The 13,926-nt window shown below is 53.2% G+C and carries 14 protein-coding genes and 2 tRNA genes; 7 read left to right on the plus strand and 9 right to left on the minus strand.

Annotated elements, in window-relative coordinates; genetic code table 11:
* Nucleotides 1-2 precede the first annotated feature (2 nt).
* The 8 genes from OGY15_RS03055 to mltB form a co-directional block, all read right to left on the minus strand.
* Nucleotides 3-79 (minus strand) — tRNA-Arg (locus OGY15_RS03055).
* A gap of 3 nt (nt 80-82) precedes the next feature.
* Nucleotides 83-175, minus strand: a tRNA-Ser gene (locus OGY15_RS03060).
* Between the two features lie 336 nt (nt 176-511).
* On the minus strand, nt 512-697 hold the full coding sequence (csrA, locus tag OGY15_RS03065; protein WP_000906486.1) for a carbon storage regulator CsrA: 186 nt from the start codon (nt 695-697) through the stop codon (nt 512-514).
* 237 nt (nt 698-934) lie between these two features.
* Nucleotides 935-3,562: an alanine--tRNA ligase gene (gene alaS / locus OGY15_RS03070; RefSeq protein ID WP_286538205.1), complete on the minus strand. Its 2,628-nt coding sequence runs from the start codon at nt 3,560-3,562 to the stop codon at nt 935-937.
* A 128-nt stretch (nt 3,563-3,690) separates the two neighbouring features.
* Nucleotides 3,691-4,191 carry a recombination regulator RecX gene (gene recX, locus OGY15_RS03075; RefSeq protein ID WP_286538207.1) on the minus strand — a complete coding sequence of 167 codons (501 nt, stop codon included), beginning with the start codon at nt 4,189-4,191 and terminating at the stop codon, nt 3,691-3,693.
* A 72-nt stretch (nt 4,192-4,263) separates the two neighbouring features.
* Entirely contained in the window at nt 4,264-5,328 is a 1,065-nt protein-coding gene (gene recA / locus OGY15_RS03080; protein ID WP_003037330.1) for a recombinase RecA, read from the minus strand.
* 92 nt (nt 5,329-5,420) lie between these two features.
* Nucleotides 5,421-5,918: a nicotinamide-nucleotide amidase gene (gene pncC, locus OGY15_RS03085; protein WP_151218188.1), complete on the minus strand. Its 498-nt coding sequence runs from the start codon at nt 5,916-5,918 to the stop codon at nt 5,421-5,423.
* Between the two features lie 192 nt (nt 5,919-6,110).
* Nucleotides 6,111-7,190, minus strand: a complete 1,080-nt coding sequence (mltB, locus tag OGY15_RS03090; protein WP_032947148.1) for a lytic murein transglycosylase B — start codon at nt 7,188-7,190, stop codon at nt 6,111-6,113.
* 265 nt (nt 7,191-7,455) lie between these two features.
* On the opposite strand from mltB, the gene srlA reads away from it, so the two are divergent.
* From srlA to gutQ, 7 genes are all read left to right on the plus strand, one after another.
* Nucleotides 7,456-8,019 (plus strand): PTS glucitol/sorbitol transporter subunit IIC, encoded by a 564-nt coding sequence (gene srlA, locus OGY15_RS03095; protein WP_003037339.1) that lies wholly within the window; start codon nt 7,456-7,458, stop codon nt 8,017-8,019.
* On the plus strand, nt 8,016-8,987 hold the full coding sequence (srlE, locus tag OGY15_RS03100) for a PTS glucitol/sorbitol transporter subunit IIB (protein WP_286538213.1): 972 nt from the start codon (nt 8,016-8,018) through the stop codon (nt 8,985-8,987). Before srlA ends, srlE begins: the two co-directional genes overlap by 4 nt.
* Nucleotides 8,988-9,000: 13 nt before the next feature.
* Nucleotides 9,001-9,363 (plus strand): PTS glucitol/sorbitol transporter subunit IIA, encoded by a 363-nt coding sequence (srlB, locus tag OGY15_RS03105; protein WP_151224239.1) that lies wholly within the window; start codon nt 9,001-9,003, stop codon nt 9,361-9,363.
* Between the two features lie 17 nt (nt 9,364-9,380).
* Nucleotides 9,381-10,160 (plus strand): sorbitol-6-phosphate dehydrogenase, encoded by a 780-nt coding sequence (gene srlD, locus OGY15_RS03110; protein ID WP_151218191.1) that lies wholly within the window; start codon nt 9,381-9,383, stop codon nt 10,158-10,160.
* Between the two features lie 55 nt (nt 10,161-10,215).
* Nucleotides 10,216-10,575, plus strand: a complete 360-nt coding sequence (gutM, locus tag OGY15_RS03115; RefSeq protein WP_151218192.1) for a transcriptional regulator GutM — start codon at nt 10,216-10,218, stop codon at nt 10,573-10,575.
* 68 nt (nt 10,576-10,643) lie between these two features.
* Nucleotides 10,644-11,417: a glucitol operon DNA-binding transcriptional repressor SrlR gene (gene srlR, locus OGY15_RS03120; RefSeq protein ID WP_003037350.1), complete on the plus strand. Its 774-nt coding sequence runs from the start codon at nt 10,644-10,646 to the stop codon at nt 11,415-11,417.
* On the plus strand, nt 11,410-12,375 hold the full coding sequence (gene gutQ / locus OGY15_RS03125) for an arabinose-5-phosphate isomerase GutQ (RefSeq protein ID WP_187253100.1): 966 nt from the start codon (nt 11,410-11,412) through the stop codon (nt 12,373-12,375). Before srlR ends, gutQ begins: the two co-directional genes overlap by 8 nt.
* Here gutQ and norR read toward each other — a convergent pair.
* Nucleotides 12,372-13,892 carry a nitric oxide reductase transcriptional regulator NorR gene (norR, locus tag OGY15_RS03130; RefSeq protein WP_151218194.1) on the minus strand — a complete coding sequence of 507 codons (1,521 nt, stop codon included), beginning with the start codon at nt 13,890-13,892 and terminating at the stop codon, nt 12,372-12,374. The genes gutQ and norR overlap by 4 nt on opposite strands.
* Between the last annotated feature and the right edge of the window lie 34 nt (nt 13,893-13,926).

Below are 13,926 nucleotides of genomic sequence, written 5' to 3' on the forward strand. Positions count from 1 at the left end.
GATGGTGCATCCGGGAGGATTCGAACCTCCGACCGCTCGGTTCGTAGCCGAGTACTCTATCCAGCTGAGCTACGGATGCAAATGGCGGTGAGGCGGGGATTCGAACCCCGGATGCAGCTTTTGACCGCATACTCCCTTAGCAGGGGAGCGCCTTCAGCCTCTCGGCCACCTCACCAACACGCCTCTTACGAGTGCTTCGAAGAACTTGTTTCTGCTCATCGTCGCTGCGTGGCGCACATATTACTTTCTGGGACTTATAAGTCAAACAATTTTTCCAGCGCTTTTATCGTTTGCACATTTCACGCGCAATTAGTCTGCAAAAACGGCAAAAAGAGTGTTTTATCAACAGATAAATTGGCAATTCTCTGAAGCAATGAACAAACGGAAAATTCGCAGGGAACGGCAATACGTGTAAGGGAATCGAGAAAACAAGGAAGGCAAAGAAGAAAAGTTAAGAAAAAGGACAACTCAATCAGGTTGCGCCTCACCAGAAAGGTGAGACGCGAAAACCTTAGTAACTGGACTGCTGGGATTTTTCAGCCTGGATACGCTGGTAGATCTCTTCCCGATGGACAGAAACTTCTTTCGGGGCGTTTACGCCGATGCGCACCTGGTTGCCCTTCACCCCTAAAACTGTCACGGTGACCTCATCGCCTATCATGAGGGTCTCACCAACTCGACGAGTCAGAATCAGCATTCTTTGCTCCTTGAAAGATTAAAAGAGTCGGGTCTCTCTGTATCCCGGCATTATCCATCATATAACGCCAAAAAGTAAGCGATGACAAACACCTAAGTGTAAGCAGTCACGGCATCACATTCTGTTAAACCTAAGTTTAGCCGATATACACAACTTCAACCTGACTTTATCGTTGTCGATAGCGTTGATTCGCATGCCGTAACTTGGGGTTTCGGCATGCGCTAACGCTTATAGTTATTACAGTTTTGCGCTGACCCAGCCTTTCACACTGGCTAACGCTGCAGGCAGAGCCGCCGCATCCGTACCACCGGCTTGCGCCATATCCGGACGACCGCCACCCTTACCGCCTACCTGCTGAGCGACCATACCAACCAGCTCCCCTGCTTTCACGCGATCTGTCACGTCCTTAGACACACCCGCAATCAGAGAAACCTTACCTTCCACCACCGTTGCCAGAACGATAATGGTAGACCCCAGTTGATTTTTCAGATCATCAACCATGGTACGCAGCATTTTCGGCTCAACGTCCGCGAGTTCGCTGACCAACAGCTTCACGCCATTGATATCAACCGCTTTGCTGGAAAGATTTGCACTCTCCTGCGCCGCAGCCTGTTCCTTCAATTGCTGCAATTCTTTTTCGAGCTGACGCGTACGCTCCAGTACGGAACGAACTTTGTCACCGATATTCTGGCTATCGCCTTTCAGCAGCTGCGCAATATCGCTTAAGCGATCGCTCTCAGCATGCACTGTTTGGATAGCGCCTTCACCGGTTACGGCTTCGATACGACGAACGCCTGCAGCAGTACCTGACTCGGACACAATGCGGAACAGACCGATATCACCCGTACGGCTGGCATGAGTACCACCACACAGTTCGGTAGAGAAATCACCCATGCTCAGAACGCGCACGTGGTCGTCATATTTCTCGCCAAACAGCGCCATTGCACCTTTGGCTTTCGCCGCTTCAAGATCCATGATGTTCGTTTCAATCGGCAGGTTGCGACGAATTTGTGCATTCACCAGATCTTCAACGGCACGGATTTCAGCAGGTTTCATCGCTTCGGTATGAGAGAAGTCAAAGCGCAGAATTTTATCGTTAACCAGCGAGCCTTTCTGCGCCACGTGCGTGCCCAGAACCTCGCGCAGCGCCGCATGCATCAGGTGCGTTGCGGAGTGGTTCAAGCGGATACGCGCACGACGAGCTTCATCTACGTCAGCCTGCACGGCATCGCCAACTTTCAGAGAACCCGCAGACAGTTTGCCGATGTGACCAATCGCCTGACCATATTTCTGCGTATCGCTAACGGCAAACGCGAAGCCCGCACCTTTCAGTTCGCCTTTATCACCAATCTGACCACCGGATTCCGCATAGAACGGCGTCTGGTCAAGAACGACAACGGCATCCTGACCTGCGTTAATGGCGTCTACCGCTTTACCATCAACAAACAGTGCGGTGACTTTGCCGTTCAGTTCCAGGTACTCGTAGCCTTTAAATTCAGAAGCACCATCAACGCGAATCATCGCATTGTAGTCTGTACCAAAGCCGCTGGCTTCACGCGCACGACGGCGTTGCTCTTCCATTGCGGCTTCAAAGCCCGCTTCGTCAACCTTGATGTTACGCTCGCGGCAAACGTCTGCCGTCAGGTCAACCGGGAAACCGTAGGTGTCATACAGACGGAATGCTGTTTCGCCGTCCAGCGTATCGCCGGACAGTTTTGCCAGTTCTTCATCCAGCAGCGCCAGGCCACGCTCCAGCGTACGCGCAAACTGCTCTTCTTCGGTTTTAAGAACCTGCTCAACCATAGCCTGTTGATGCTTCAGTTCTTCGCCCGCGGAACCCATTACGTCTACCAGCGGACCAACCAGCTTGTAGAAGAAAGTGTCCTTCGCGCCCAGCATGTTGCCATGACGAACTGCGCGACGAATGATACGACGCAGCACATAGCCACGGTTTTCATTCGACGGAACAACGCCATCGGCAATCAGGAACGCACAGGAACGGATATGGTCGGCAATAACGCGCAGCGACTTGTTGCTCAGATCGGTCGCGCCGGTAACTTTCGCCACGGACTCAATCAGTGAACGGAACAGGTCAATTTCATAGTTGGAGTTAACGTGTTGCAGCACGGCCGCAATACGCTCCAGACCCATACCAGTATCCACGGACGGTTTCGGCAGCGGTTCCATGGTGCCGTCAGCCTGACGGTTGAACTGCATGAAGACGATGTTCCAGATCTCAATGTAGCGATCGCCATCTTCTTCCGCGCTTCCCGGAGGCCCCCCCCAAATGTGGTCGCCGTGGTCGTAGAAAACTTCGGTGCACGGACCGCAAGGACCGGTATCACCCATCTGCCAGAAGTTGTCGGAAGCATAAGCCGCGCCTTTGTTATCACCGATACGGATGATACGTTCGCGCGGAATACCGACTTCTTTTTCCCAGATTTCATAGGCTTCATCGTCAGTTTCATAGACGGTGACCCACAGACGCTCTTTTGGCAGGGCAAACCAGTTTTCACCGGTCAACAGTTCCCATGCGTATTGAATGGCGTCGTGTTTGAAGTAATCGCCGAAGCTGAAGTTGCCCAGCATTTCGAAAAAGGTATGGTGACGTGCAGTGTAACCGACGTTTTCCAGGTCGTTGTGCTTACCGCCCGCACGTACGCAACGCTGCGAGGTGGTTGCGCGGGAATAATTACGCTTGTCGAGGCCAAGGAAAACATCCTTGAACTGGTTCATCCCGGCGTTGGTAAACAACAAAGTAGGGTCATTGTTCGGTACCAGGGAGCTGCTGGCAACTACCTGATGTCCTTTACTATGGAAAAAATCGAGAAACGCCTGACGGATCTCAGCGGTGCTCTTGCTCATAATTATCCTGAAGAAATCAAGCTAACGAAATGTCATTACCAGCATCGGCACGTAAACTGCGCCTCTGGCAATCGAAAAGTGGGAATAAGATAAGTTTTCTTTACTGGGAAGTAAAATCCCGTATGCGGTCAATCGTCAAAATTTCGCCATATTGCCTGAATATCTTCCATCAGATAGCCGCGATAGAGCAAAAAACGCTGGACCTTTACCTTATCTGAAAATTCCACAGGTAAAGGTTCTCCATATTTCCGGACGGCCTGCTCACGTGCAAGCACTGCCCAGTCAATTTCGCACTCACGCATGGCTCGCTCAATAGCCTCACGCGCGATCCCTTTCTGATTTAATTCCTGACGCACGCGGGCAGGTCCGTAGCCCTTACGACTGCGGCTGGCGATAAACTGCTGCACGAAGCGATCATCATCCAGATAACGACTTTCAATACACCAGGCGATGACCTTGTCGTAATCCTCTGGCGTGGCATCAATTTCTTCTGATCCATTTTTCCCCATCACCGGAGCGGCCAGCTTACGTCGCAGTTCCTGCTCGCTGTGATCGCGCATCGCCAGAATACGTACGGCGCGGTCAAGCAGTCGGGAATAAGCGGAACGGCGGGAAGTTGCGTCTGTCATAGTGAGCCTTCAGAAATGAAAAAGGGCTGCATGATATGCAGCCCTTTACTATATGCGATTCAAAACAGATTATCAGAAATCTTCGTTCGTTTCTTTTACGTCTTCGCCGCTATCATCAACGGAGAAATCAGGCGTTGAATCCTGGTTATTGAGCAGTAACTCACGTAATTTCTTCTCAATTTCTTTCGCAGTTGCCGGGTTTTCTTTCAGCCAGTTGGTTGCGTTTGCTTTACCCTGACCGATTTTCTCACCGTTGTAGCTGTACCATGCACCAGCTTTTTCAATCAGCTTCTCTTTCACGCCCAGGTCAACCAGTTCGCCGTAGAAGTTGATACCTTCACCGTAAAGAATCTGGAATTCGGCCTGTTTAAACGGTGCTGCAATTTTGTTTTTCACGACCTTAACGCGGGTTTCACTACCCACCACGTTGTCGCCTTCTTTCACCGCACCAATACGACGGATATCCAGACGAACAGAAGCATAGAATTTCAGGGCGTTACCACCGGTGGTGGTTTCCGGGTTACCGAACATAACGCCAATCTTCATACGGATCTGGTTGATGAAAATCAGCAGCGTGTTGGACTGCTTCAGGTTACCGGCCAGTTTACGCATTGCCTGGCTCATCATACGTGCCGCAAGGCCCATGTGAGAGTCACCAATTTCGCCTTCGATTTCTGCCTTCGGCGTCAATGCGGCAACGGAGTCGACAACGATAACGTCAACCGCACCGGAACGCGCCAGCGCATCACAGATTTCCAGCGCTTGCTCACCGGTATCCGGCTGAGAACACAGCAGGTTATCGATATCAACGCCAAGTTTACGCGCATAAACGGGATCCAACGCGTGTTCCGCATCGATGAACGCACAGGTTTTACCTTCGCGCTGTGCGGCGGCAATAACCTGCAGTGTCAGCGTTGTTTTACCGGAGGATTCTGGCCCGTAGATTTCGACGATACGACCCATAGGCAAACCGCCCGCGCCCAATGCGATATCCAGAGAAAGCGAACCGGTGGAGATGGTTTCCACATCCATGGAACGGTCTTCACCGAGGCGCATGATGGAGCCTTTACCGAATTGCTTTTCGATCTGACCCAGCGCTGCCGCCAACGCTTTCTGTTTGTTTTCGTCGATAGCCATTAATTACTCCTGTCATGCCGCTTTCGGGTTAAACCGCGAAACGTGATAGATAATGTTCTGTTGAAGCAATTATACTGTATGCTCATACAGTATCAAGTATTTTGTAGAAATTGTTGCCACAGGGTTTGTAACGCGTAGGCGGTCGCCTGTCGACGTACTGCATCGCGATCGCCGCTAAAGCATTCCCGGCGGGTAATCCCCTCGCCGCTTGCGCTGGCAAAAGCAAACCATACCGTCCCCACGGGCTTTTCTTTGCTGCCGCCATCCGGCCCCGCAATACCGCTTATCGAAACAGCGAAATGCGCGCGGGCGGCTTTTAGCGCACCTATCGCCATCTCCACCACCACTGGCTCACTCACCGCGCCATGCTGGGCCAGCGTCTCTTCACGCACGCCAATCATCTGCGCTTTGGCTTCATTGCTGTAAGTCACAAACCCGCGTTCAAACCAGGTGGAGCTTCCGGCAATATCCGTAATCGCTTTGGCTACCCAGCCGCCGGTGCAGGATTCCGCCGTCGTCACGGTTGCCCCGCGCGCTTTCAGCGCCAGGCCAACCTGCTCGCTTAACTGCATCAGTTCACTGTCGGTCATTTCAGCCTCTGTCAGTTAAAAAAATATGCCGGACAAGATAGCACTTTCATAACCAATGTGGGGATGGCGAGAACGTTTTACGAGGGGGATTCCAAAAATTGCTCCGTTGCATAAATAAGACCTGCCGGATGGCGATGTCAGGGCATCTTCTCCGGCCTACAAGAGATATCCTCCAGTAGGCCGGGGGAGTGATTACTGCACACGCGCCAGCGCCACCGCCTGACCCAATTGCCACACGGCCATCGCGTAATGGGTACTGTGGTTATAGCGGGTGATGGTGTAGAAGTTCGGCAACCCATACCAGTACTGGTAGCCGGTACCGATATCCAGGCGTAGCAGGCTGGCCTGCTGATGATTCCCCAATGACTGCTGCGGCGTCAGACCTGCGGCGGCAAGCTGAGAAATGCTGTACTGCGTTTTAAAGCCGTTAGCCAACCCAGGCGCCTGACCATTTGCCGGAACCGCTACTGTATCGCCTTTCACCCAGCCGTGACCTTTGAAGTAGTTCGCCACGCTACCGATGGCATCAACCGGATCCCACAGGTTAATGTGCCCATCACCATTGAAATCAACGGCATATTGTTTATAGGAAGACGGCATAAACTGGCCGTAGCCCATTGCCCCCGCGAAAGAACCTTTCAAATCGAGCGGATCGTCGCTTTCATCTCGCGCCATCAGCAGGAAGGTTTCCAGTTCGCCAGAGAAGTATTCCGCACGACGAGGATAGTTAAAGGACAGCGTCGCCAGCGCATCCAGAATCCGCGTTTTACCCATCACGCGGCCCCAGCGAGTTTCTACGCCAATAATGCCAACGATAATTTCCGGCGGTACGCCGTAGACCTGCCAGGCGCGGTTCAGGGCATCTTCATATTGGTTCCAGAAAGCCACGCCGTTTTGCACGTTATCCGGTGTGATGAACTGTTTACGATACCGTAACCATGCGCCGTTAGGTCCGGCTGGCGGTTGTGTCGTCGGCGCCTGGCGGTCCATCAGACGCAATACCGAGTCCAGACGCTTAGCCTGCGACAAGATCTCCTGCAACTGCTGGCGGTCAAAACCGTGCTTATTCACCATTTTCTCGATGAACTGCTGGGCGTTCGGATTATTGGCAAAATCACCGCCCGTTTGCATGACATTGTGCTGCGGCTCAAGCAGGAATCCGCCGGATGGCGTACCCGTAGTCGTTTGAGTCTCTGAAGGTTTAGGTTTGCTGCTACAGGCAGCGAGCAATACGAAAAGGGGAAGTAACGCTACATAACGACGCTTGAACATGAGACATCCATTAAACAAATTCAGCCTGGGGGAAGTATGGTAAAGCATCCTCCGTCACACAAGGAAGCAGTTGTCGCTCTCCTTCACAGAATTTCCCCCCTCTTGCACTTCCGCCCGGCACAATTGCGAGCCTTCACGCACTTTCTTTCAAATTAAAATATTTATCTTTCATTTTGAGATCAAAATAACACTTTAAAACATTTCAATGTGATTAAAATAAATTACCGTTTGGCAAGATAACTAAAAACCCCTACAGGAGAGAATAATGATCGACACCATCACACTCGGGGCTGAGTGGTTTATCGGCTTGTTCCAGAAAGGCGGAGAGGTCTTTACCGGCATGGTGACCGGTATTCTTCCTCTGCTGATCAGCTTGCTGGTCATCATGAATGCGCTGATTAACTTTATCGGTCAGCAGCGTATTGAACGTTTTGCCCAGCGCTGCGCTGGAAACCCGCTGTCCCGCTACCTGCTACTGCCGTGCATCGGCACATTTGTGTTTTGTAACCCTATGACGCTGAGCCTGGGTCGCTTTATGCCGGAAAAATACAAGCCCAGCTACTACGCCGCCGCCTCTTACAGTTGCCATTCAATGAACGGCTTGTTCCCGCACATCAACCCTGGCGAGCTGTTTGTCTATCTGGGGATCGCCAGCGGACTGACTACGCTGGGTCTGCCGCTCGGTCCGCTCGCGGTGAGCTATTTGCTGGTCGGTCTGGTGACCAACTTCTTCCGTGGCTGGGTGACCGATTTCACCACCACCATCTTTGAGAAAAAAATGGGCATTCAACTTGAGCAGAAAGTACATCTGGCGGGAGCAACATCATGACGCGTATTCGTATTGAAAAAGGCACCGGCGGCTGGGGCGGCCCGCTTGAACTGGATGCCGTTCCGGGCAAGAAAATTGTCTATATCACTGCAGGAACGCGCCCGGCGATTGTCGACAAGCTGGCGAATCTGACCGGTTGGCAGGCCGTTGATGGCTTCAAAGAAGGCGAACCGCCGGAGAATGAAATTGGCGTGGCGATCATCGACTGCGGCGGCACACTGCGCTGCGGGATCTATCCAAAACGTCGTATCCCGACGGTGAACATTCACGCCACGGGAAAATCCGGTCCGCTGGCCCAGTTCATTGTTGAAGATATCTATGTCTCTGGCGTAAAAGAAGAAAACATTACCGTTGTCGGTGAAGCGTCCGCTACACCAACGCCCGCAAACAGCAGCATGGGCCGCGATTACGACACCAGCAAGAAAATTACCGAGCAAAGCGACGGTCTGTTGGCAAAAGTCGGGATGGGCATGGGCTCAGCCGTTGCGGTTCTGTTCCAGGCCGGGCGCGACACTATTGATACCGTGCTGAAAACCATTCTGCCGTTTATGGCATTCGTCTCGGCGCTGATCGGCATCATTATGGCTTCTGGTCTGGGAGACTGGATCGCCCATGGACTCGCACCGCTGGCCAGCCATCCGCTGGGGCTGGTGACGCTGGCGCTGATTTGTTCTTTCCCACTGCTGTCGCCTTTCCTCGGCCCCGGTGCGGTCATCGCCCAGGTTATCGGCGTTCTGATCGGCGTACAGATTGGTTTGGGGAATATTCCCCCGCATCTGGCGTTACCTGCTCTGTTCGCCATTAACGCCCAGGCTGCATGCGACTTTATCCCTGTCGGGCTGTCGCTGGCCGAAGCACGTCAGGACACGGTCCGCGTCGGCGTGCCATCCGTTCTGGTGAGTCGTTTTCTGACCGGCGCGCCAACCGTTCTCATCGCCTGGTTTATTTCCGGCTTTATTTACCAATAAGAGGCACTCAAAAATGACCGTGATTTATCAGACCACCATCACCCGCATCGGCCAGAGCGCCCCGGATGCACTCAGCGACCAGATGTTGATTACCTTTCGTGAAGGTGCGCCCGCGGATATCGAGGAGTTTTGCTTCATTCATTGCCACGGCGAGCTGAACGGTTCGTTACAAGCGGGGATCCAGTTTGAACTAGGCCAGCATCAGTACCCGGTCACCGCCGTTGGCAGCGTGGCAGAACAAAACTTACGTGAACTGGGACATATCACCCTGCGTTTTGACGGACTGAGTGAAGCGGAATTCCCCGGCACCGTACACGTTTCAGGCCCCGTGCCAGACGGTATCGCGCCGGGCTGTATTTTGAAGTTTGTTGCTTAAGATTGAAGGAGATAAAGATGAATCAGGTTGCCGTTGTCATTGGTGGAGGCCAGACCCTTGGCGCATTCCTTTGCCGTGGGCTTGCGACAGAAGGATACCGCGTCGCGGTGGTGGATATTCAAAGCGATAAAGCCGCCAACGTGGCGCAGGAAATTAACGCCGAGTTTGGCGAAGGCACCGCCTACGGTTTTGGCGCAGATGCCACCAGCGAACAGAGTGTGATGGCGCTATCGCGCGGAGTGGATGAAATATTCGGCCGCGTCGATCTGCTGGTTTACAGCGCGGGTATCGCTAAAGCCGCTTTTATCAGCGACTTTCAGCTCGGTGATTTCGACCGTTCGCTGCAGGTGAATCTGGTCGGCTACTTCCTCTGCGCACGTGAGTTCTCACGCCTGATGATCCGCGATGGTATTCAGGGACGCATTATCCAGATCAATTCCAAATCCGGGAAAGTGGGCAGTAAACACAATTCAGGCTATAGCGCGGCAAAATTTGGCGGCGTGGGCTTAACCCAGTCACTGGCGCTGGATCTGGCGGAATACGGGATCACCGTGCATTCACTGATGCTTGGCAATCTGCTGAAATCACCGATGTTCCAGTCGTTATTGCCGCAATATGCAACCAAACTTGGACTTAAGCCAGACGAAGTTGAGCAGTACTACATTGATAAGGTTCCGCTCAAACGCGGCTGCGATTATCAGGACGTGCTGAACATGCTGCTGTTTTACGCCAGCCCGAAAGCCTCTTACTGCACAGGGCAGTCCATCAACGTGACCGGCGGTCAGGTGATGTTTTAATATTGAATTGCCGGATAGCGGCTACGCTTATCCGGCAAAATTAAAGGAGTACATAATGGTTTCCGCACTGATTACCGTCGCCGCCATTGCGTGGTGTCTGCAGCTGGCATTAGGGGGCTGGCAAATATCCCGCTTTAATCGGGCGTTTGATAGGCTTTGCCAACAGGGTCGGGTTGGCGTGGGGCGCTCCGGCGGACGTTTTAAACCCCGAGTGGTGGTCGCCATTGCGCTAGATGAGCAGCAGCGAGTAACTGATACGTTATTTATGAAAGGTCTTACGGTATTCGCCAGACCCGGCAAAATTGCCACAATAATGGGCAAACATCTTGATGATTTACAGCCTGATGTGATCTTTCCCCATGATCCGCTATCGCAGAATGCACTATCATTGGCGCTTAAACTGAAACATGGATAATTTCGTTGTGAATGCTAATAGCTTGCGAAATTATCATTTTGCAACCTATAGTCAGGGTAATCACGCCTATGAAACCTCGTCAGCGTCAGGCTGCCATACTGGAGCATCTGCAAAAGCAGGGAAAATGCTCGGTTGAAGAACTGGCCCACTACTTTGACACGACCGGCACGACCATTCGTAAAGACCTTGTTATTCTGGAGAATGCCGGTACCGTCATTCGTACCTATGGCGGCGTAGTATTAAATAAAGACGAATCCGACCCGCCAATCGATCACAAAACGCTAATCAACACGCATAAAAAAGAGCAGATTGCCGAAGCCGCCGTCCGTTTTATTCACGATGGCGACTCCATTATTCTGGATGCGGGCAGCACCGTACTGCAGATGGTGCCAATGCTCACGCGCTTTAGCAACATCACAGTCATGACCAACAGCCTGCACATTGTTAACGCCCTTTCGGAGCTGGACAACGAGCAAACCATCCTGATGCCCGGCGGGACCTTTCGCAAAAAATCTGCGTCATTTCACGGTCAGCTGGCTGAAAACGCCTTTGAGCAGTTCAGCTTTGATAAACTCTTCATGGGCACCGACGGCATTGACCTCAATGCTGGCGTGACCACCTTTAATGAAGTGTTTAGCGTCAGCAAAGCGATGTGCAATGCCGCTCGCGAAGTAATTCTGATGGCTGACTCATCAAAATTTGGGCGCAAAAGCCCCAATGTTGTATGCAGTCTGGAAAGCGTCGACAAGCTGATTACCGATGCGGGTATCGACCCTGCGTTTCGTCAGGCGCTGGAAGCAAAAGGGATTGAAGTAATCATAACCGGAGAAACCAATGAGTGATGCACTACTGAACGCGGGCCGCCAGACGTTAATGCTGGAGCTACAGGAAGCCAGCCGACTGCCAGAACGACTGGGTGATGATTTTGTCCGCGCTGCCAATACGATCATCCACTGCGAAGGCAAAGTGATTGTCTCCGGGATTGGCAAATCCGGCCATATTGGCAAAAAAATCGCGGCAACCCTCGCCAGTACCGGCACCCCCGCCTTTTTTGTACATCCGGCGGAAGCATTGCACGGCGACTTAGGCATGATTGAAAGCCGCGATGTCATGCTGTTTATCTCCTACTCCGGCGGCGCGAAAGAGTTGGATCTCATCATTCCACGCCTGGAAGACAAATCCGTCGCTCTGCTGGCCATGACCGGAAAACCGACCTCACCGCTGGGTCTGGCGGCCAAAGCGGTGCTGGATATTTCCGTTGAGCGTGAAGCCTGTCCGATGCGCCTGGCACCGACCTCCAGCACCGTTAACACGCTGATGATGGGCGACGCGCTGGCCATCGCCGTAATGCAGGCGCGCGGCTTCAACGAAGAAGATTTTGCGCGCTCGCATCCGGCGGGTGCGCTGGGCGCTCGTCTGTTAAATAAAGTGCATCATCTGATGCGTCGTGACGATGCCATACCGCAGGTGACGCTCACCACCAGCGTCATGGACGCGATGCTGGAACTTAGCCGTACGGGTCTTGGCCTGGTGGCAGTCTGCGATGATGACTCGTTGGTGAAAGGCGTCTTTACCGACGGCGACCTGCGCCGCTGGCTGGTTGGCGGTGGAGCGCTCACCACTCAGGTTAGCGAGGCGATGACCCACAACGGCGTTACGTTGCAGGCACAGAGCCGCGCCATTGACGCCAAAGAGATCCTGATGAAACGCAAAATCACTGCAGCACCGGTGGTCGATGAAAACGGTAAACTTACCGGTGCTATCAACCTGCAGGATTTCTATCAGGCCGGTATTATCTAATCCTTCAGCCCCAGACGTTTCGCCAGCCGGTGCAGGTTGGCGACGTCTGTTTCCAGCGCCCGCGCACTTGCTGCCCAACTGTGATTATTTTGCGCCAGCGCCCGGCGGATCATCTCTCGCTGGAATGACTCCGTTGCTTCACGCAGATTATGCTGTTGCGGGATCTCTGCAACACCTTCCGCCGCTGGTGTTACAGGCGCTTCATCCTGCAAGGCAAAATGCTGCGTCTCTAGCACCACTTCATCCCCTGCTCTGGTGGCCCTTGCCAGAACAACCGCACGGTGAATGGCATGTTCCAGCTCGCGTACGTTACCAGGCCAGGCGTAGCTCAACAGATGACTACGCGCACCGGGGCTTAACACCACACGGGAAAGTCCCAGTCGCAGTCGACATTGCTCGCAAAAATAGCCTGCCAGCAGCACCACATCTTCGCCACGCTCACGAAGAGGCGGTACGGAAAGGGGAAAGACGCTCAGCCGGTGGAATAAATCCGCACGGAAATTCCCGGCCAGCACCTCTTCGCGTAAATCACGGTTCGTTGCCGCGAGTACGCGCACGTCGACACGCAGGCTGCGATCGTCACCCACGCGTTGAATATCACCGTATTGCAGCACGCGTAGCAGCTTAGCCTGTAGCGCCAGCGAGAGTTCGCCAATTTCATCGAGAAACAGCGTCCCGTTATCGGCCATTTCAAACTTACCGCTCCGATTACTGATAGCCCCGGTAAAGGCCCCTTTTACGTGACCAAACAGCTCGCTTTCCGCTACGCTTTCTGGCAAGGCCGCACAGTTCAGATACACCAGCGGGTTCACCGCGCGGGGTGAACCTTCATGAATCGCTTTCGCTACCAGCTCCTTCCCGGTCCCCGTTTCGCCGCTAATCAGTACGTTGAGATCGGACCCCGCCACAATCTCAATCTCTTTTTTCAGCTGCATCATATTGGGCGACAGGCCAATCATCTGGGTTTCCGTCACCTGCTCGAAAGCCGTCGACGAACCCGGCAGCATATTCTGGCTTTCCAGCTGTTCAATCAGTAGCGCATTGCTCAACGCGCCAGCCGCCAGCGCGGCAATCAGCCTGAGTTCTTCATCACTGAACACATCAAACTGATCCGGTTCCATGCCATCCAGCGTTAACGCGCCAATCAAATTTTGACCGGCGAACAGTGGTAAGCCAATACAGGCATGCACTTTCAGACTCTCCTGGCCTGGGATCAGCCCGTCGTAAGGATCGGGCAAATCACTGTCGGCAGGAAAACGTACCACGTCTCCGGCACGGGCAATCGCTTCCAGACGCGGATGCCCTTCCAGCGTAAAGCGCCTGCCGAGAACATCCTGGGCCAGCCCATCGATTGCCAGTGGAATAAACTGTCGCGACTCGTAGCGCAGCAATGCCGACGCGTCGCACTCCAGTACCTGACGCAAGGTGGTTATCAGGCGTTGAAAGCGATCCTGATGTCCAATACCGCTTTGTAATTCAATGGCGATGCCCGCCAGCACATCTACGGAAAAGCTCATGGCTACCTCATTGTCATTTTGACAATTCATATTG

The organism is Citrobacter sp. Cu231, assembly GCF_030332265.1.
Classification (GTDB): Bacteria; Pseudomonadota; Gammaproteobacteria; order Enterobacterales; family Enterobacteriaceae; genus Citrobacter; species Citrobacter meridianamericanus.